Source organism: Buchananella hordeovulneris (assembly GCF_001907235.1).
Classification (GTDB): Bacteria; Actinomycetota; Actinomycetes; order Actinomycetales; family Actinomycetaceae; genus Buchananella; species Buchananella hordeovulneris.
Genome location: NZ_MQVS01000002.1, coordinates 97,864 through 116,584 on the forward strand (window position 1 = coordinate 97,864; position 18,721 = coordinate 116,584).

At 66.4% G+C, this 18,721-nt stretch carries 16 protein-coding genes; 9 read left to right on the forward strand and 7 right to left on the reverse strand.

What is annotated here, in order from left to right; genetic code table 11:
* Positions 1-2: 2 nt before the first annotated feature.
* From BSZ40_RS02285 to BSZ40_RS02305, 5 genes are all read right to left on the reverse strand, one after another.
* Positions 3-1,169: a hypothetical protein gene (locus tag BSZ40_RS02285; protein ID WP_073822922.1), complete on the reverse strand. Its 1,167-nt coding sequence runs from the start codon at positions 1,167-1,169 to the stop codon at positions 3-5.
* An 80-nt stretch (positions 1,170-1,249) separates the two neighbouring features.
* Positions 1,250-4,492, reverse strand: a complete 3,243-nt coding sequence (locus BSZ40_RS02290) for an ATP-binding protein (protein ID WP_158020854.1) — start codon at positions 4,490-4,492, stop codon at positions 1,250-1,252.
* A 78-nt stretch (positions 4,493-4,570) separates the two neighbouring features.
* Positions 4,571-5,380: an SDR family oxidoreductase gene (locus BSZ40_RS02295; RefSeq protein ID WP_073822926.1), complete on the reverse strand. Its 810-nt coding sequence runs from the start codon at positions 5,378-5,380 to the stop codon at positions 4,571-4,573.
* Between the two features lie 9 nt (positions 5,381-5,389).
* Complete coding sequence (locus BSZ40_RS02300; RefSeq protein ID WP_073822928.1) at positions 5,390-6,097, reverse strand: 2'-5' RNA ligase family protein; 708 nt, start codon at positions 6,095-6,097, stop codon at positions 5,390-5,392.
* Positions 6,090-6,920, reverse strand: a complete 831-nt coding sequence (locus BSZ40_RS02305) for a class I SAM-dependent methyltransferase (protein ID WP_073822930.1) — start codon at positions 6,918-6,920, stop codon at positions 6,090-6,092. The genes BSZ40_RS02300 and BSZ40_RS02305 overlap by 8 nt, the downstream gene beginning before the upstream one ends.
* A 123-nt stretch (positions 6,921-7,043) precedes the next feature.
* Here BSZ40_RS02305 and rpsA point away from each other — a divergent pair, with 123 nt between their 5' ends.
* From rpsA to coaE, 9 genes are all read left to right on the forward strand, one after another.
* Entirely contained in the window at positions 7,044-8,504 is a 1,461-nt protein-coding gene (rpsA, locus tag BSZ40_RS02310) for a 30S ribosomal protein S1 (protein WP_073822932.1), read from the forward strand.
* Between the two features lie 69 nt (positions 8,505-8,573).
* Positions 8,574-9,758 (forward strand): serine/threonine-protein kinase, encoded by a 1,185-nt coding sequence (locus tag BSZ40_RS02315; protein WP_073822934.1) that lies wholly within the window; start codon positions 8,574-8,576, stop codon positions 9,756-9,758.
* Between the two features lie 37 nt (positions 9,759-9,795).
* Positions 9,796-11,139 (forward strand): PH domain-containing protein, encoded by a 1,344-nt coding sequence (locus tag BSZ40_RS11480; RefSeq protein ID WP_143180853.1) that lies wholly within the window; start codon positions 9,796-9,798, stop codon positions 11,137-11,139.
* Between the two features lie 37 nt (positions 11,140-11,176).
* Complete coding sequence (locus BSZ40_RS02320) at positions 11,177-12,484, forward strand: YncE family protein (protein ID WP_222842726.1); 1,308 nt, start codon at positions 11,177-11,179, stop codon at positions 12,482-12,484.
* A 77-nt stretch (positions 12,485-12,561) separates the two neighbouring features.
* Positions 12,562-13,848 (forward strand): hypothetical protein, encoded by a 1,287-nt coding sequence (locus BSZ40_RS02325; RefSeq protein ID WP_143180854.1) that lies wholly within the window; start codon positions 12,562-12,564, stop codon positions 13,846-13,848.
* A 38-nt stretch (positions 13,849-13,886) separates the two neighbouring features.
* Complete coding sequence (locus BSZ40_RS11485; protein WP_124911356.1) at positions 13,887-14,132, forward strand: hypothetical protein; 246 nt, start codon at positions 13,887-13,889, stop codon at positions 14,130-14,132.
* Positions 14,133-14,349: 217 nt separating this feature from the next.
* Complete coding sequence (locus BSZ40_RS02330; protein ID WP_073822938.1) at positions 14,350-15,483, forward strand: hypothetical protein; 1,134 nt, start codon at positions 14,350-14,352, stop codon at positions 15,481-15,483.
* A gap of 31 nt (positions 15,484-15,514) precedes the next feature.
* The gene (locus BSZ40_RS02335) at positions 15,515-16,147 is read left to right on the forward strand and encodes a pyroglutamyl-peptidase I (RefSeq protein WP_073822940.1); all 633 of its coding nucleotides are present in this window, start codon (positions 15,515-15,517) and stop codon (positions 16,145-16,147) included.
* 9 nt (positions 16,148-16,156) lie between these two features.
* Positions 16,157-16,810, forward strand: coding sequence for a dephospho-CoA kinase (coaE, locus tag BSZ40_RS02340; RefSeq protein ID WP_084542552.1), 654 nt, complete (start codon positions 16,157-16,159; stop codon positions 16,808-16,810).
* Here coaE and BSZ40_RS02345 read toward each other — a convergent pair.
* Together BSZ40_RS02345 and BSZ40_RS02350 are read right to left on the reverse strand one after the other, a co-directional pair.
* Positions 16,807-17,367 (reverse strand): isochorismatase family protein, encoded by a 561-nt coding sequence (locus BSZ40_RS02345; protein ID WP_073822942.1) that lies wholly within the window; start codon positions 17,365-17,367, stop codon positions 16,807-16,809. The two genes, coaE and BSZ40_RS02345, sit on opposite strands and share 4 nt — an antisense overlap.
* A 32-nt stretch (positions 17,368-17,399) precedes the next feature.
* Positions 17,400-18,659, reverse strand: coding sequence for a glycosyltransferase (locus BSZ40_RS02350; protein ID WP_073822945.1), 1,260 nt, complete (start codon positions 18,657-18,659; stop codon positions 17,400-17,402).
* Positions 18,660-18,721: the final 62 nt, after the last annotated feature.

Here is an 18,721-nt window from a genome sequence, read left to right on the forward strand (position 1 = left end):
CGCTAGGGGCGAATTTGCGACGCACGCTTGTGGAGCGCGGCAAAAATCTTGCCTAGTTCGGGAGCCTCGGGATGTGCCTCAGCTAGTTTTGCGATGCCGGTGGCCGCTTTCATCATTTCATCGGCGGTTCCGTGCCGCACGATAAAATTGTGTAGTCCCTTTGCTAGCTGGATGGCAATTTGGGGAAGGTGGTGTTCCTCGTACAGGGCTTTGAGTTGGGAGACGGTATAAATAAGCTCGGGGGCAGTTTCCTGAGCTGCGGTGAGGTTGAGGAGGGCCATCGCCTGCAGGATGGCGATCTTAGGAATTGGGTGTGCCTCGTGCAGTGCCTTAATTTGGGCGACGGTATCCACCTGCTCGGAGGCGGTTTGCTGTTTCGTGTTGAGATTGAATAGTGCCTGCGCTAGTGAGTTGGCGACTTCGGGGGTGGGATGCTGCTGATATAGGGCCCTGATGTGGTCGATGGTGCCAGCCCGCTCGGCGGCGGTTGCCTGCCTCACGATAAGATTAAATAGGACCCTCGCCAGCACGGTGGCGATTTTGGGGGTGGGGTGTTCCTGGTATAGGGCTTGGATGTAGGCAAGAGTTCCCGCTGACTCGGAGGTGGTTTCCTGTGCAGCAGAGAGATTGGCTAGAGCCATCGCCAGCACGGTGGCGATTTCGGGGGTGGAGTGTTCCTGGTACAGGGCCTTGATGTGGTCGATGGTGCTAGCCCGCTCGGTGGCGGTTGCCTGCCTCACGATAAGATTAAATAGGGACTTCGCCAGTTCGGTGGCGATTTCGGGGGTGGGGTGTTCCTGGTACAGGGCCCTGATGTGGTTAATGGCGCGTGCCTGCTCGGTGGTGGTTTCCTGTTTAATAGTAAGATTAAATAGGGCCATTGCCAGTTCGGTGGCGATTTCGGAGGTGGGGTGCTGCTGGTATAGGGCCTGGATGTGGGCGGTTATTTTCTTCATTTCAGTGGTGGTTTCCCGTCTGATAGTAAGGTTGAATAAGGTCTTTGTCAGTGGGGTCGTGATTTCGGAGGTGGGGTGCTGCTGGTATAGGGCCTGGATTTGGGGGATAGTGCTGGCCCGCTTGGTGACGGTTTCCTGTGTGACGGCGAGAAGGATCAGCACCACGGCCAAAGCAGCGGCACGCTCGGTGGCGGGCGCGGCGCGGTAGGCCAACTCCAGCTCGGCTAGAAAGGACTCGGAAGGAATGGGAACCCTGGCAGCCTAGTGCAGGGAGCCTGGAGCTAGGGGTGGGTTTACTCCATCCATTTGCGTAGTTTGCTAAGAAGCTCCCTTATGTCAGGGGCCTCAGGATGTGCCTCAGCTAATTTTGCGATGCTGGTGGCCGCTTTCTTCATCTCAATGGTGGTTCCGTATTTTCTGATAAAATTGAATAAGGACTCTGCTAGCTGGTAAGCAATTTCGGGAAGTCGGTGTTCCTCGTACAAGGCTTTGAGCTGAGAGACGGTAGAAAACCGCTCAGGGGCAGTTTTCTTAGCGATGTTAAGGCTGTTGAGGGTCATCGCCTGCAGGATGACGATCTCAGGAATTGGGTGTGCCTCATGCAGTGACTTAATTTGGGCGACGGGATCCATCAGCTCGAAGGCAGTTCGCTGTTCCAAGTCGAGCCTGAATAGGGCCAACCTCGAGCTGAGGTTGAATAGAGCCATCGCCAGTGTGAGGCCAATTTCAGGAATTGGGTGCGCCTCGTGCAGTGCCCTAATTTGGGTGACGGTATCCAGCAACTCGGAGGGAGTTCGCTGTCTTGAGTTGACGATGTATAGCGCCTGCGCCAGTGGATTGGCGATGTCGGGAATGAGGTGCTGTTGGTACAGAGCCTGAATGTGGTCGATGGTGCTCGCTCGCTCGGTGGCGGTTTCCTGCCTCACGGTGAGGTTGAATAGGGCCCGTGCTAGTCGGGTGGCGATTTCGGGGGTGGGGTGCTGTTGGTATAGAGCTTGGATGCGATCAACAGTATTGGTCAGCTCGGTGGCGGTTTCTTGCCTGATAGTAAGGTTGACTAGTGCCTTTGCCAGTTCGGTGGCGATTTCGGGGTGGGGGTGTTTTTCGTGTAGTGCCTTGATCTGGGCGACCGTATCCTCAAGGTCGGTGGCGGTTTCCTGTGTAGCGGTGAGGTTGAATAGGGCCATTGCTAGTGGGGTGGCGATTTCGGGGGTGGGGTGCTGTTGGTACAGAGCCTGAATGTGGTCGATGGTGCTCGCTCGCTCGGTGGCGGTTTCCTGCCTCACGGTGAGGTTGAATAGTGCCCGTGCTAGTCGGGTGGCGATTTCGGGGGTGGGGTGCTGTTGGTACAGAGCCTGGATCTGAGCGACGGTTTCCGCCCGCTGGGGGGCGGTTTCCTGCCTCGCGGTGAGGTTGAATAGGGCCATTGCTAGTGGGGTGGCGATTTCGGGGTGGGGGTGTTCCTGGTATAGGGCCTGGATCTGAGCGACGGTTTCCGCCCGCTCCGTGGCAGTTTCCTGCCTCACAGTGAGATTGACCAGGGCTCCCGCCAGGAAGGCGGCAATTTCGGGGGTGTGGTGTGTCTGGTAAATCTCTTCGAGTAACGCCAGTAACTGCGGGCGCTTTGCTGCAGTGGTGCTATAGATCGGAAATACCAGGGCAGAAGCCAGCGCTTTGGCGGCAGAGGGGGTGGCAGGGGGCGCGAGTAGGTACTTAGTGCTTAGAACAAGATTTACCATCTTGTCTTGCGTATCCAAGTCAGCCAACGCTCGCGCGAGAAAGTCCGCGAAGCTATCTGCATCTCGCTCGTATGCGGCGGCGACCAGGTCTGCTACCTTACTCTCGTATCCCTCTGCAAGCCATTCCTGCACGCGGGATACCACTAGATGTTCGCCCGGAATGTCCGGCTGATATGGGATGACTTGGTTACTCCCGTCGCCGACGATAGTTTTTAGGGTGCTGCCGTAACATTCTTTGAATTTTGGTTTCTCTTCCTTTATGAGGCGGAGGAGAAACTCTGGAGCCTGCTGCTCCGCAGTGGCCAGGGTGCTCTTGGTGGCGGTGGCGAACACCCAGAGATCTAGCGCATGGTCCCACCAGTCCGGCAGCGCGCGTTGCAGACGTTGCTTTTCGCGTTCGTATATCACCGACCGGAGGTCATGGGCGCTCCAGCTCCGCCAATCGCTATCGGGATTGTCGAGGTGAGCGCGGACCAGGAAGAGCAAATAGAGCGGACGTTGGCCCTCGGGATCAATCTCCCGTTCCAGCCGTGCTACGAGCTCCCGCGCGGTGCGGGGTTCCATCCGGCGAACAATTGCGCTGGAGGACGCGTCCAAGCGACCTAGCTCTTCAACCAGCTGAATTTTCTCTGCGGTAGGAATATGGTTCCGGTTGAGTCTGAGGTTTACCAGACCCCGATGCTGCTCAAGGTCCGCAGCGCCGTAGTACTGGCACAGCTGGGAGTACCACTGCGGCTCCCGCGTAAAGCCTGCTTTTTCGTCCTCCCGCCAATCCTCACGCTCTAGTAACACGACACGCACCGGACTACCGGTAATGGTGGGCAGCCCGCTGAGCCACCTGGCGACCTGGGGCGCGTCCACCGAGACGTAGTCGATAACGAGCAAATAGCCGATGGGCGCCTGAGCCAGCGCCTGGAGGTCAGTGTGCTGTAGGGCGTTGCGGTGCAGAAAGAAGGCCTGCCAGCCCTGCTCCCGCATCCGCGCACACAGCTCCCACGCAAGGCGCGACTTGCCGGTCCCACCCGGGCCGGTGATGGCAGTCCAGCGCCAGCGGTCTGCCGGGCCGTCCAGGCAGAACCTCTCTAGGCGCGCCAGGGGCTCCGCCCTGCCGACGAACGGCACCTGTTCCGAGCGAAAATCGAAGAAGGCGCTGCTTTCCCGCACCTCGCGCTCGTCAGCGCGCAGGCCGGGATGGCACTCCAGTTCCAGAGCAGAGGAAAGTCCCCGGAGTTGCGGCAGCTGGGCTTCCAACTGACTGACACGCGTGCGCAGGTGCTCCCGGTCGGCCTTGCTCCGGGCCGCGAATTGCGCCACCTGGGCGGCGACGGCGTAGGTGCGGTCAGTCAGCACCTGCTGCAGCATGTGGGACAGGTATTCCCGCGCTGCCCGGGCGCCAGCCGCGGGATCCCGGCGATCAGCCAAGCCCGTCCCGGGGTGATCGCGCAGCCCCTCAACCGTCGGTGGGACGCCGCGGTCCAGACACTGCAAGAAGTACGCCACGCAGCCGTCGCGCTCCGCCTGCATCCACTGGCTGCCAGATCCGGTACGGAGCTCCTCGGCCCGGTCCCAGCCCTGGCGGGCCAACCTGGCTAGCGCCTGGTGCCACTTCTCGACATCTGCGCCCGGCAGACAATCCCGCAGGAGGGCAAAGAGCCCAGCCCCGGCCCCCAAATAGTCCCCGCCGACGACCGCCCCTAAGACCGCACCACCTTGCACAACACTGCCTACGCGCGAGACCACGACGTCTCCTTCCAACCAGCGGAGTAGCTGCTCCGAAGATAGCAGCCGCCAACTCACGGGCCCAGCGGGCTGTAGCAGCAGAGCCCGCGCTCACACCGCTGCCTCACGGGTCCAACAGGCTACATTCCCGCTGACCTACCGCCAGCGCGCGAAGCCGCCTTCGCTGTGCAGCACCTGCCCGGTTATCCAACGCGCATCGTCGGTGAGCAGCCAGGTCAGCAGGCGGGCGGCGTCGTCCGGCTCGCCCCAGCGGCCCGCCGGGAACATGTGGGCGGTGGCCGCCAGCATCTCGGGGGTGACGTAGCCCGTGTCCACCGGGCCCGGGTTGACGCAGTTGACCCGGATGCCGACGTCGGCCAACTCGTCGGCGAGCGTCAACGTGATCCCCGCCAGGGCCGCCTTCGCGGTGCCGTAGGCGACCTCGCCCGGCAGCGGCCCGAGACCCTGCCCCGAGGTCAGCAACACGATCGCCCCCGCCTGGCCCGCCGGATGCTGGGCCGCGAACGCCTGTGCCAGCAGCAGCGACGCCCGCGTGTTGACCGCCCAATGCCGGTCCAGCTCGGCCGCCGTGATGCTCGCTAGCGGTCCGTCACTGCCCGAGAGCGCTTGGTTGCACACCAGGCCGTGCACCCGCCCGAACTCGGCGACCGCCGCCGCGACCAGCTGGCCCGGCGCGGTCGGGTCGCTCAGGTCGAGGCTCACCTCCGCCAGGCGCGCCCCCGGCGTCAGGTGGGAGCGGATCCCCGCCACCACCGTCTTGACGTCGTCGGCGCCCCACGGCTGCTCAACGTCGTGTGGCGAGAAGTGGTGCACGAACACGTTCGCGCCCGCCGCGGCCGCGCGGCAGGCAGTCGCAAACCCAATCCCGGCCCGCCGACTCGCCCCGGTGACGAGCACCGTCCGGCCCCGCAACGGCACAGGATCGATCGTCAGCTTTTCCGGCATCGCTGCCTCCTAACAGACCGGCCAGTAGGTGGCCATCGACGAAAAGTGCAGCCCGTGCAGTAGCTCGGGCAGCAGCTCCACCTCGTAGTCTCGCACCTTTAAGCTCAGCTCCCGCAGGGTGGCCGCCAAGGCGGGCGGAAACTCCGGCGCCACCGGGCCGGACCGGTAGTAGGCCAGCGTGAGGTGAGGCGTGAAGTGCGGGTGGGGCACCAGGTGGCTGACGCAGTCGCGCGCCGCTAGCAGGCGCCGGTGGGCGGCCTCGTCCACGGCCTGCAGCCCCACCACCACACTCGTGTTCACCAGGTTGAAGACGTAGGTCAAGCGGCAGCGGACGGGGCCGAGCGCGCGGGCCGCCGCCACCGCCACCCCCAGTGCCGGGCCGTCCCGAAAGACGTCCGCTGCCACCGCCGCCAGCTGGCTGCTGGCGCGCAGATCGTGCAAGGTGACGTGGGCGAGCGCGGGCGGGAGGGGAGCGGCCAGGTGCTCCCCGTGGCGGGCGTGCAATGTGTCCGCCAGCCGCGCGACATACTCTTGTGCGGAGGCGGGCAGCAAATAGGCCGTGGTGTTGCCGAAGAAGGGCAAAAACCGTCCCGTTTCGGCTGCCACCTTCTCGGCGACGGCCGGATTGACCGCGAAATCGTGCGGCACCGAATCCGCGGCGAAGGCGCCGATCCGGGCGGCGAAAGCGGCGAGGGACTCGCGGCGCCAGTCACTCACCGGCGGCCCCCGTCGGCTTGCGGGCGGCGATGATCAGCGTGCCCGGCATGAGCTCGCCGCGGCGCGGACCCCAACCGCCCCACGTGGAGCGCCCGGCCCGCCACGTCGGCTCCCACATGCCCGTAATCTGCAAACCCGCCGCCAACACGTCGGCCACGTGCGTCGAGACGGGCCGGTGGTGCTCCGCATACACCACCTGCTCGCCCTGGCGCTCCACATACGGCCGGGTATCGAAGTACGACCGGCTAATCGTCAGTCCCGCCTCGCTGTCGGTGTCCGGAAACATCCACCGCACCGGGTGCGAGGTGGAAAACACCCACCGCCCGCCCGGCCGCAACACCCGCGCCACCTCGGCGTGGATCCGCTCCGGGTCCGGAACGAACGGGATCGCCCCGTAGGCCGTGAAGCACACGTCAGCGCTCTCGTCCGCCAACGGTAGCGCCCGCGCGTCCGCCACCACCAGCGGAAACTCCACCCCGTGCCGCTCGTTGAGTGCCCGCGCCTGCGCCAACATCCCGGCCGAGATATCCGTGGCTACCACGCGGGCCCCTTGGCCCGCCAGGTAGCGCGAACCCTGCGCCGCGCCCGCCCCGATCTCCACCACGTCCCGGCCCGCCACCGGCCCCAGCAGCTCCACGTCGCGCTCGCGCCAGCCCTCCACGCACCACGTCAACTCGGTATCGCCCAGGAACTCCCCGTGCTCGGCGTAGTATTCCGCCGCCTGGCCGTCCCACCACCGGCCCGTTGCCGCCACCGTGGCCTCCTGTTCGGCGGGGGAGAGGTCGTCGTAGCCGCCCGTGACGTAATTAATGTCGTCGCTCACCGGTGATCCTTCCGCAAACTGCTGCGGGCGCTCGCCCACTCCTGTTAAGCTATCCCACGGTGTGGCCTGCCCTCGGCAGCCGTGCCGCACCGCAAACTGTCCATATTCCATCGGAGTTATCTCTTGACCACCTCTACCCCCTCGCAGACGACCCCGCAGGTCGCTATCAACGACATCGGCTCGTCCGAGGACCTGCTCGCCGCAATCGACGAGACCATCAAGTACTTCAACGACGGCGACATCGTCACCGGCACCATCGTCAAGGTGGACCGCGACGAGGTCCTGCTCGACATCGGCTACAAGACCGAGGGTGTCATCCTCTCTCGTGAGTTGTCCATCAAGAACGACGTCAACCCCGACGAGATCGTTGCCGTTGGCGACGAGGTCGAAGCCCTGGTCATCCAGAAGGAAGACAAGGAAGGCCGTCTGCTGCTGAGCAAGAAGCGCGCCCAGTACGAGCGCGCTTGGGGCACCATCGAGCAGATCAAGGAGAACGACGGCGTCGTCACCGGTTCCGTCATCGAGGTCGTCAAGGGCGGTCTCATCATCGACATCGGCCTGCGCGGCTTCCTGCCCGCCTCGCTGGTGGAGATGCAGCGCGTGCGCGACCTGCAGCCGTACGTCGGCCAGGAGCTCGAAGCCAAGATCATCGAGCTGGACAAGAACCGTAACAACGTGGTGCTCTCGCGGCGGGCCTGGCTGGAGCAGACCCAGTCCGAGGTGCGCAGCCACTTCCTGCAGACCCTCAAGAAGGGCCAGGTGCGCTCCGGGGTGGTCTCCTCGATCGTCAACTTCGGTGCGTTCGTGGACCTGGGCGGCGTCGACGGCCTGGTGCACGTCTCCGAGCTGTCCTGGAAGCACATCGACCACCCGAACGAGATCGTCGAGGTCGGCCAGGAAGTTACCGTCGAGGTGCTGGACGTCGACATGGACCGCGAGCGGGTCTCGCTGTCGCTGAAGGCCACCCAGGAAGACCCGTGGCAGGCCTTCGCCCGCACCCACGCCATCGGCCAGGTCGTGCCCGGGAAGGTCACCAAGCTGGTGCCGTTCGGGGCGTTCGTGCGCGTCGAAGACGGCATCGAGGGCCTGGTGCACATCTCCGAGCTGGCCATCCGCCACGTGGAGGTCCCGGAGCAGGTCGCGAAGGTGGGCGACGAGGTGTTCGTCAAGGTCATCGACATCGACCTGGAGCGGCGCCGCATCTCGCTGTCCCTCAAGCAGGCCAACGAGGGGGTCGACCCGGCCTCCGACGAATTCGACCCGTCGCTGTACGGCATGGCCGCCGAGTACGACGAAGAGGGCAACTACAAGTACCCTGAAGGCTTCGACCCGGAGACCAACGAGTGGCTCGAGGGCTTCGAGGCGCAGCGCGAGGCGTGGGAGAAGCAGTACGCCGAGGCGCACGCCCGCTGGGAGGCGCACCGCGCCCAGGTGGCTGCCGCCCAGGAGTCGGCCGCCGAGGCGGGCGAGGCCGCTGCCGAAGAGGCCGCAACGTCCTACAGCTCGTCCTCGGACGACAACTCGGGCACCCTGGCTTCCGATGAGGCGCTGGCTGCGCTGCGGGAGAAGCTGACCGGCAACTGAACCGATAGTTGAGGCGGCGGGTAGTTCCAGGTGGATCTGCCTGCCGCCTCGGCGTACCGGGAGGAGGCTATGAGACAACAGAGTGCTGCCGAGTTGACGCAGGCGCTGCAGGAGCGGCGGGTCTACTGCCGCCGCGTGCGGCGCTGGCCTGCCACCGCAGCCGTCCGGCGGCGCGCCTGGCTAGCGGCCTGGGGAGCGACGCTGCTGGCGGCTGCCGCGGGGTGGGGCACCTGGCGGCTGGGCACCGCCCCCGCCACCCCCGCCTCCTGGCGGGTCGGGGTGTGGGTGGCAGGTTTGGCGGTGGCGACGATTGCCCTTACCCCGCTGGGGTGGCGGGTGTGGCGTGGGGCGAGCACGCGTCGCTACGTGCGGCGCAGCCACGCCGCTTTTCGGGCGGGCGGGGTGATCGTTGAACAGTTCGACCTGGACTTGGTGGCCCCGCCGCTGTCGGCCACGGCCCGCACTGCGAGCGGGGTGGCGCTTGTCGGGCGGCCCGGGCAGGCCACCGACGACCTGGCGCGGGTGGCCCGGCACCTCGCCCGTGGCGCCCGTGGGGGCAAGGACCTGCCCTTTGCCCGCTGGGAGCGCGGCCTGAGCGCCAAGTGGTCTCCGCCCCGCAGTGTCACCGACAAACAGGGCCACCGCCTGGCGCCTTTGCACCCGGGACGGTTCGTTGTGCTGCTGCCCGACGGGGAGGTGCTGGGGATAGCCGGGCAGGCGCAGGCCGCCGCCAGCGTCGCGAGCTCCTCCGGGCCGCCGCCCGGCAGCGCCCCCTACGTGCTGCACCGCGGTCGGCCTGAACGCCTCGCCCACGGTGCGCTCGCCGCGGCCGCGCTGGTCATTGCCGCGGTGTTCGGGGGCATGGCCTGGCGTTACCGCACGGCGGTGCCGTGGGTCGGCTATCTGACCGGCGCCCTGCTGGCGGGCACCTTCCTGCTAATCGCCTGGCAGGTGGCCACGGCCAATCTGGGACGGACGGTGCTGGACGCCAGCGGGGTGCACACCTACCGTCTCGGTTTTCTGCCCCGTCACCTGCCGTGGACGCGGGTGCGGGGTTTCGTGCCCGTCCACCGCTACACCCTGCATCCGGGCCGTCGCACCGTCGCCGCGCGCTTGGCGGTAGTTGACGATGACTGGCGGCTACGGCTGCTTGCCGGTTTCGAACGCGACGCGCCGCGCTGCGGCTGGCATCCGGAGGCGGTGCGTCAGTGTCGTGAACTCCAGCGCTTTCGAGACAGCGGTAACTTAGATTAACTTTGGCAGGCTTTCGGCGGCGGGCCTCAGGAGGTGCGTGTTGTCAAGCCGAGCACAGCGATGGACGGGACTGTCCGACCGCGAAGTTTTTGCTGAGCGGGCGCGCGGCCTGCCGTGGAGCTCCAGCCGCTGGGCGCCGCCCTGGACCGCCTTTGCCCCCAAGCTCGTGGTCGCCTTGGCGGCCTCGGTTCTCTGCCTGCTTTCTTTGTTCCAGGCTGGAAAAGATACTGGATTCTTTTTCGCTTTTCTGGCTTACGGTGCCATAGCGGCTCTGCTGTTTTGGTTCGCGTTGAGACCCGCCTCGTATGCGCGACTAGAAGCCCGGCAAGCGGCCGGAAACTACGCTTTCGTCGCCGCCCGAGGGCGGATGGTCAGACAAGTGGATATGCTGCTGCCCTGTGACTTAACTGGCCGGTGGCGAGTGGCCTTGTTAGGTAAGCCAGGCGAGGATCGCCAGTCGCTGCTGGCGCGGTCTCGCGCCGTCGCCCAACATGCCTCGTGGGAAGATGGTCCGTGGCGGGGGCTGGCGAGATTGCTGCGGGAATCTGGCTCGACGATGGGACAGCCCGCGCCAGTGCTGACGGATGCAGCAGGTAACCAGTTTTCGGTGCTTTGTCCAGGCGAATTTGTGACACTATTGCCGGATGGCTGGGTGCTGGGGTTTGCGGAACAATCCCAGGAGGCGCCGCAGTGTACCGGCTATCAAGTGTCCGTCCCGGATGCCGGTCTGGGGTCCTTCGTGGTGCGCAAGGGCGCGCTACTTTGGTGGTGGTGGATCCTGGTGGGCCTAGTGGTATTCGCAGTGTGGGGACTATTGTTCGGCGCGTCCGTGATGGGATTTCATGATGCCCCGCTGATGGCGTCGCTGCTCTGTGCCGTGTTGGCTGGCGGTCTATTTTTCTGCGGTCGGCGCCTTCGCTTTCATCTGGGGACGACCAATGTGGACGAAGAGGGCGTACATTTTCATCCACTTTTCGGGCGCACACGGCACCTGGCCTGGCTGGATGTGAGGGGGCTGCGGACCAAGACAACTAAGCATCACAATGGCCACTATGGTTCGCGCTCCGTCTCGCTATTTTTGGTGTTGGACAGACGCGGGAGAGAAATACCGCTGCCGGGGTGCTGCGGCGCGGGCCAACGAGTAAACGGGCGGCAATTCCTGTCCGACCTGCAACGGGAGTTTTATTTGCGCTGGTTGGCGGCGGTAGGTGAGCGGATGGAAGCGACGGAAGCGGATGAGGGGGCGTGCCGTGTGCTCCCGCCGCGGCGCGGTGTGCGCCGCCGGGATGATGTGGTCGTCTCACGCGACGGTGGGCGAGACGGCCGGGGTGAGGTGCGGGCCCGGTCCCCCAGTCGGAGAACGGTTTATCTCTTCGAATGAGATTGAGAATCGTTCTCATCTATGTCAGGGTGGGGGCATGCGAAAACTCATGTTCCCCGCGGCTGCGGCCGCCCTCGTGCTCGTCGCTTGCTCGGCAGGGGCCCCAGCGTCGGGCAGTAGCCCAACCAGCAGTTCTCCCGCCGTGGCCCCGACCGCCGCATCGAATTCCCCCACCTCGACAGTGGCCCCGGAGGTCGACTCCGCTGGGCAGCGCCAGGAGGTAGCTGCGCTCACGCCCCGGATTGTGTTGGCGGCCGACGGCGGCCTGACCACCCTGGACGCCGAAACCGGCGAGGTGGTGGCCACCATCCCGCGGCCGGGATTCCTCCGCCTCAACGACGCTGGCGATGGCCGCCATGTTCTGGTTTCCGACTCCGACCAATTCCTGGTGTTCGACACCGGCCTGGAGGCGGAGAAGCACGGCGACCACTACCACTACTACCAGGAGGCCCCCAAGCTGACCGAAACGTCGTACCCCGCCCCCAAGGCCGGGCACGTCGTCACCCACGGCAACAAGACGGTACTTTTCGCCGACGGCGACGGGTCCGTGCAGGTCATCGACTCCGCCACCGTGGCGGACCCACAGGCGCAGGTTTCCAAGTTTCAGGCCGACTCCCCGCACCACGGTGTCGCCGTGGCCCTCACCGACGGCTCCCTCTTTGTGACCCAGGGCACGGAGGAGGAACGAAAGACCGTGCAGGTGCGCAAAGACAACCAGGTGACGGCCGAGACCACCGACTGTCCCGGTTCGCACGGAGAAGCCGCCGCCGCACCCACCGCAAACGGGGACGTTATCGTCATCGGCTGCACCAACGGTCCCGTCGTCTACCGCGACGGGGCATTCCATAAGGTGGCCGTTGCCGACGCCTATGCCCGGTCCGGCAACCTTGCCGGGAGCGAGGCCTCCCCACTGGTGCTTGGTGACTACAAGGTAGACAAGGACGCCGAACAGGAGCGCCCGACCCGGGTGGCGATCATTGACGCGCACCACGACACCCTCCAACTGGTCGACCTTGGCTCGTCCTACTGGTTCCGGTCCCTGGGCCGTGGACCCAACGGGGAGGGCCTGGTGTTGACCTACGACGGACACCTGCAGGTCATCGACATGGCCGGCGCCGCCGTCACCAAAAAGATCCCCGTCATCTCCCCGTGGGAAGAAAAGCAGAACTGGCAGGAGCCCGGGCCCATCCTGCGAGTGCGCGGTGACAAGGCCTACGTGACCGATGCGGTCAAGAACGAACTGGTAGTCGTGGACCTGACCAGCCAGGAGGTGCGATCCCGCTTCCCCTTGGCGGCCCCCGCCGTCGAGATGACGGTGGTCGACGGCCACGCCGCCAAACACTAGCCAGTCCGGGGCGCTGGGTCCCATCCCGGGCTTCGCAATGCCTGCGGAGCCCGGGATGATTGTGTCACCCTGTAACGGTGCGAAAACCGTTTCTCCCATTGCTGGCCGCTGGTCTGACCTTGGCGGCCTGCGCCGCCAATGCCGCCCCACAGGCCGGGACACCTCCGGGCCCGCACCCCACTTTCGGCCCCAACGGATCGTCCGCGGCGAGCCCGTCCGCCTCACCAACCGCCGCCGACGGCGAGAAAATTCCCGGCCCGCGCATCGTGCTGGCCACCCCCACCGGCATAGACACGAGGGACAGCCAGAGCGGACAGATGCTGTCGTTCATAAGGCGACCGCTCATCTCGGCGCTCAGCGACGGTGGTGACGGCAGCAGCGTCATCTATACCGAGACAGATCAATTTGGCGTCTTTGACTCCGGGCTGTACCTCCGGTTTGATGTCAACGGGGCGCACTACAACACCGACACGCCCTTGCTGACCAAGCACTTCTATCCCGCGCCGCGGGCCGGCCAGGTGACAACCAACCTCGGGGTGCTCACCCTCTTCGCCGATGGCACCGGGCAAGCGTTCGCCCGGCCGGTGGGGTCCTACCTGAACCCGGACGCCGCCTTCCCGCCGCTGCAAGCACAGTCCCCACATGCCGGCTTCGCCGTATGGGTTGGGGGAGACTTCCTGCTAACGCAAGGCGACCGCAGTGGCGCTACCGGGGTGCAGGTGATCAGAGACGGGCAGCCTGTTGGCGAGCTGGTGGACTGCCCGCAGGCCCAGGCGGGTGCTCCAGGAGCGGGCACCGACCACGGCCACGTCTATGTCGTCGGTTGCCAGGGAGCGTTCCTGATGTACCGGGAGGGAGAACTACACCGCGTTCCGCTGCCCGGGCCCGCTGCGGTCGCTCGCCTGACCGACTTGGCGGGCAGTTACAACTCGCCGTGGGTGCTGGCCCGCGTCGAAGGCGACACGACTCCGTCCACCCAGATCGCGCTCATCGACACCCGTGACGACTCCATAAAGCTACTGGAGGTGTCGTCGCCCATCGGCGCGGAGTCCCTCGCCCGCGGGCCGGGCCACGAAGGGCTCGCCCTCACCGCCGACGGCCAGCTGCTGATAATTGACCCTGAGCGGGCCGCCACAGTGGACCAGGTGCCGGTGTTTTCCGCACCCGCGGGCGGCCGAGAGCCCGCCGCCCCACTCCTGCAAGCGTACGGAGAGCAGGCTTTCCTGCTGTCCCCGGCCCGGGATGAGGTCGTCGTGCTGGACATTGCCAGCCGCCAAATCAAGACCCGGATCGCCGACCTCGACGAGATCATCGACATGGAGGTGGTCGATACGCTTGGCGACATGCAGCCGGTACCGGCGTAGCGCTCGGCGTTAAGCGGCCGTGGGGTAGCAGCGCGCCCATGCCGCGCCCTATCCTCGTCACCGCCTACGGTCCGTTCCCGGGGGTGTCCGTCAACCCAACTGGTGCCGTGCTGGCTCAGGTGCAGCGCGATTGGGAGGAGTTCGGCCCGTCCCGTCCGCTGGTGGCGGCAGGCAAGCCCGACGTCGACGGGGTGACGCAGACGGGCAGCCCCCGCCGTCGAGATGACGGTGGTCGACGGCCACGCCGCCAAACACTAGTTTTGTCCACTCAGGCAGGCCGGTAGCGCACCACCTTACACATCCCGGACCCCAAAAAAGCTGTGCGGTCCGGGATGTCTGTGCCAGCCTAGGGGGGTGCGAAAACCGTTTCTCCCATTGCTGGCGGTCAGTCTTACCTTGGCGGCCTGCGCTTCCGGCACGGTCCCACCGCCCGGAGCCACCCCGTCACCAGCGAGTCCCTATCCGCGCGCCTCGGTGGTGCCGAAACCGGCGGAGACACCGGTGACCGCCGGTAGTGAGCTGCCTGCGCCGCGTATCGTGTTGGCAGAGAGCAACGGGATCGATACCCGGGATAGCCAGACCGGTGAGCTATTGTCGTTCATGCGGCGGGCAGGCACCTCGGCGCTCAGCAATAGCGGCGACAGTCAGTACGTTATCTATACTGAGGCGGACCAATTCGGCGTTTTTGCCACTGGACTCCAGGCCTTCGGTAACGACGACGGAATCCACTACCACGGCGACACGCCTTTGCTGACCAGCATCTTCTATCCCGCGCCGCAAGCCGGCCACGTGGTGACGAACCTTGGGGTTACCACCTTTTTCGCCAACGGTACGGGGCAGGCCTCCGCCATCGAGGTGGGCTCCCTCGGGAACCCAACTGGAGCCTTGCCGCTGCAAGCACAGTCCCCACATGCCGGCTTCGCCGTTTGGGTTGGGGGCGACTTCCTGCTAACGCAAGGCGACCGCAGTGGCGCTACCGGGGTGCAGGTGATCAGAGACGGGCAGCCTGTTGGCGAGGTGGTGGACTGTCCGCAGGCCCAGCCGGGCACCGCGGGCGCAGAAACTGACCACGGCAGCGTCTACGTCGTCGGCTGCCGGGGAGCTTTCCTGCTCTACCAGGCGGGGGAGCTCTATCGTTTTACGCTGCCTCAGTCTGCCGCGGCCGCGCAGCTCACTGATCTAGTGGGGAGTGACAGTTCTCCCTGGGTGCTTGCCCGGGTAGCGTCCGGAGCTGCACAGACCACCACACTGGCGCTTATCGACATCCGTGACGCCTCGCTAAAACTTTTGGAGCTGCCAGCCGCCGCCAGCGCCCAGACCCTGGCTCGCGGCCCCAATGGGGAGGGGCTGGTCCTGACCAGCGACGGGCAACTGCTCATACTTGACCCCGAGCGGGCCACCATAGTGGACCAGATTCCGGTGTTTTCCACTGCTACTGGTGCGCAGCCGCCCGACGCGCCAATAGTGCAGGCGCGCAGAGACTTGGCCTTCCTGCTGTCACCCCTGCGGGACGAGGTCGTGGTGCTGGATATCCCTACCCGCACGATCAAGAACCGGTTGGCCCTCGTTGGGGAGATCATCGATATGGAGGTTGCCGACCCAGTCGACATTACCTCTATGCCGGTGTTCGAGTGAGTTTCCGCGGCCGTGGGGTAGCATCGCGCCCATGCCTCGCCCTATCCTCGTCACCGCCTACGGTCCGTTCCCGGGGGTGCCCGTCAACCCAACTGGTGCCGTGCTGGCCCAGGTGCAGCGCGACTGGGAGGAATTCGGCCCGTCCCGTCCGCTGGTGGCGGTCGAGCTGCCGGTTTCCTACACGCAGGCACCCACGCAATTGCAGGAGTTGCTCACCCGGCACCGCCCGGCGCTGACCATCTGCCTGGGGGTGGACGTCTCCCGCCGCAACATCGCGCTGGAAGCCACGGCCGTCAACGAGGTGGCGGCAGGCAAGCCCGACGTCGACGGGGTGACGCAGACGGGCGGCCCCCTGTTCCCAACCGGGCCCGCCAGCTGGCCCAGTCCGTTCGCGGTCGACGAAGCGGTGGCCACCCTGCGGGCCTCGGGCTATCCCGTGGAGCGGTCCGACGACGCCGGGCGCTATCTCTGCAACGCCGCCCTGGCCGTGACCTGCCACCACCTGGGGCCCGCCAGTGGCGACGGGGGACTATTCGTGCACATCGCCGAGCCGCCCTTCGTTGAGACCGCCGTCGCTGCCCGCCTGGTGCTGGCGCTCGCCAACGCTACCTCCTGGTGGGGACACCCCGCCGCCCCCGAGCCAGGGACCCAATCCGCCCCCTAGACTGGCAACATGGCAGCACACCGTGGGCATCACCGGGGACGCATCTACCTCATCGGCCTGACCGGCGGCATCGGCAGCGGCAAAAGTACCGTCGCCCAGCTGTGCGCCCAGCGGGGCGCCCGCGTGGTGTCCGCCGACGAACTGGCCCGCCGGGTCGTGGAACCGGGCAGCGAGGCGCTCGCCCAGTTGGCTCGCCAGTTCGGCGGTCAGCTGCTCCTCGCCGATGGCAGTCTCGACCGGGCGGCGCTCGGTCAGCGCATTTTTGCCGACCCGCAGGCGCGTCGGCGCGTGGAAAAGCTCCTGCATCCGCGCATCCAAGCCATGGCCAAGCACGCGTTTGCCAGCGCCCCCACGGGCGCTACCGTCATCTACGACATCCCGCTGCTCGTGGAGGCGGCAGATGCCGCAGATTTCGACGAGGTGTGCGTAGTTGAGGCTCCTCTCGAAGTCCGTCTGGCCCGCCTGGCGGACCGTGGCCTGGACCGTGCCGCGGCGTTGGCGCGCATCGAGCAGCAAGCCAGCGACGAAGAACGCCGCGCCCTGGCCGACGTCATCATCGACAACTCTGGCAACCTAGAGCAGTTGGCCCGGCAGGTGGAGCCTCACCTGCAGCGGTGGCGGCAGCGGGCCCACGCCCTGCTGGCCCGCACGCCGGAGCGCTAGGCCGCCTGCACCCCTTGGGCGGCCAGCTCGGCGAGCACCGCCTCCACCCGTTCCGGGTGCACCGCCGCCGTCAGGTTAACCAGGACACGCGTGTCCAGGCCGTGGCGGGCCGCATCGGCGGCGGTGGCGCGTACGCAATAGTCGGTTGCCAGCCCGACCACGTCCACGGCCCGCACCTGGTGCAGCTCCAGCCACTTAGCGAGCCCGTAACCCGCATCGCTGCCGCCGATGTGTCCCTCGAAGCCCGAGTAGGCAGCCTGATACGAACCCTTGTCGAAAACCGCACAGAACTTAAAGTCCGCCAGGGCCGGGTGCAGCTCCTGCCCGGGGGTGCCCACCACGCAGTGCGGCGGCCAGGAGTCCACATAGTCGGGAGCAGGGGAGAAGTGAGAGCCCGGATCAATGTGGTGGTCGCGTGTAGCCACCACAAAGTCGTAGTCGTGTGCCTGCAGCAGCTCAGCGATGGCCTGCGCGACCGCGTTGCCACCACTGACCGCCAGCGCCCCGCCTTCGCAAAAATCGTTTTGGACATCCACCACAATGAGGGCCCGCGCCATAGCAACTCCTTCCCGCGGCACTGCCCCCCATGCTAGTCGGGAGAATCGGCTAGCAGGGCCACCGCGCGGCTCACGGCATCTTCCTTAGCCACGGCCGCAGCCACCTGCTTCGCGCGGCCCCGATACCTGACCGCCGCGGGGGAGTGCACGAGGTCACGTACCAGTTCGGTGAGGGCCGCCGGGGTGACGTCTCGCAGCGGAAGCGGGGCCGGCCCCACCCCGAGAGCCGCCAAGCGCTGCCCGTGATAAGGCTGATCGAATGCCACCGGCATTGTGCCCGTGGGCACCCCGGCGGCCAGGCCTGCCATGGTGGTGCCCGCCCCGCCGTGGTGTACCACCGCCGCCATGCGGGCAAACAGCCACTCGTGGGGCGCAGGCTGGCAATAAAACACCCGGGGGTCCGGTGGGCAGACCAAATTCGGCACGTCGGGGGCGACGATCCGTACCCCGGCCTGGGCGGCCACCGCGCCCAGCACCGCGTACAGCTGCTGCGACAAGTAGGGCGCGGTTTGGCCTAGTGAGCCGAGGCCGATGTACACCGGGGGTGGGCCGGCCGCGAGGAACGCGGCGAGATCCGGCGATGGCACGTATGCGGCGGGAGCGCGCAAAAACCCGATTTGTGTTGTCCCGGCGGGCCAATCCGGGGCCGGGGGCACCAGGAGCGGACTGGCGGCTACGAGCGTGGGCCACGCATCGGCTGCCGCCACCAGCTGCCGCCAACCCACTGGCGCTAGCCCGAGGATGCGGCGCAGCTCGGTAGCCAGCGGCCGGGAGATGCCACTGGCCAGTTGCCAAGCGGTGCGCGCCCGCGCCCGCCGCCACCAGCCCGGCGCCCAGGCGGGCGCGGCAGCCAGCGCCGCTGCCGGATCACCGGAGGGGGCCAGGCCCGTAAACAGCATCGTTACGGCCCGTCCGCCACGCCCGGCCACGAGGGCGGTGGCGGCGTCGCGGGCCAGCAGTCCGGCCACCACTGTGTCCCCGGGTTGACTTGCCGCCAAGACCGCGCGGGCTAACGGACCAGATAAGTAAGCGGACCACTTGTGCAGGGCCAGTACCTGGGCGAGCGGGCTGCGCTGAGCCCACCGCACCAGGAGCGGGGAGGTGGCGGCCGCCGCGGTCGCAATATCGCACCCCAACGGCACAAACTCGGCACCGGTGTCCGTCAGTAGGGACGCGTAATCGTCCAAGGCCACCACCCGCACGGCCGTGCCGGCTTCCACCAGGCCCCGCGCCAGCGGCACAAACGGTTGCACATCGCCGCGCGAACCGATCGCGAGGATTAATACCGGCATGGGGCCTCCTCGGGTGATGCGATCAGCCTAAGCAGCTGGGGGCGAAATGTCAGTCTTGGCCC

Excerpts from the sequence above, each read along its gene's own strand:
- BSZ40_RS02295 (WP_073822926.1), bottom strand. The coding sequence starts at position 5,380 with ATGCCGGAAAAGCTGACGATCGATCCTGTGCCGTTGCGGGGCCGGACG.
- BSZ40_RS02315 (WP_073822934.1), top strand. The coding sequence starts at position 8,574 with ATGAGACAACAGAGTGCTGCCGAGTTGACGCAGGCGCTGCAGGAGCGG.
- BSZ40_RS02320 (WP_222842726.1), top strand. The coding sequence starts at position 11,177 with ATGCGAAAACTCATGTTCCCCGCGGCTGCGGCCGCCCTCGTGCTCGTC.
- BSZ40_RS11485 (WP_124911356.1), top strand. The coding sequence starts at position 13,887 with ATGCCGCGCCCTATCCTCGTCACCGCCTACGGTCCGTTCCCGGGGGTG.
- BSZ40_RS02335 (WP_073822940.1), top strand. The coding sequence starts at position 15,515 with ATGCCTCGCCCTATCCTCGTCACCGCCTACGGTCCGTTCCCGGGGGTG.
- coaE (WP_084542552.1), top strand. The coding sequence starts at position 16,157 with ATGGCAGCACACCGTGGGCATCACCGGGGACGCATCTACCTCATCGGC.
- BSZ40_RS02345 (WP_073822942.1), bottom strand. The coding sequence starts at position 17,367 with ATGGCGCGGGCCCTCATTGTGGTGGATGTCCAAAACGATTTTTGCGAA.
- BSZ40_RS02350 (WP_073822945.1), bottom strand. The coding sequence starts at position 18,659 with ATGCCGGTATTAATCCTCGCGATCGGTTCGCGCGGCGATGTGCAACCG.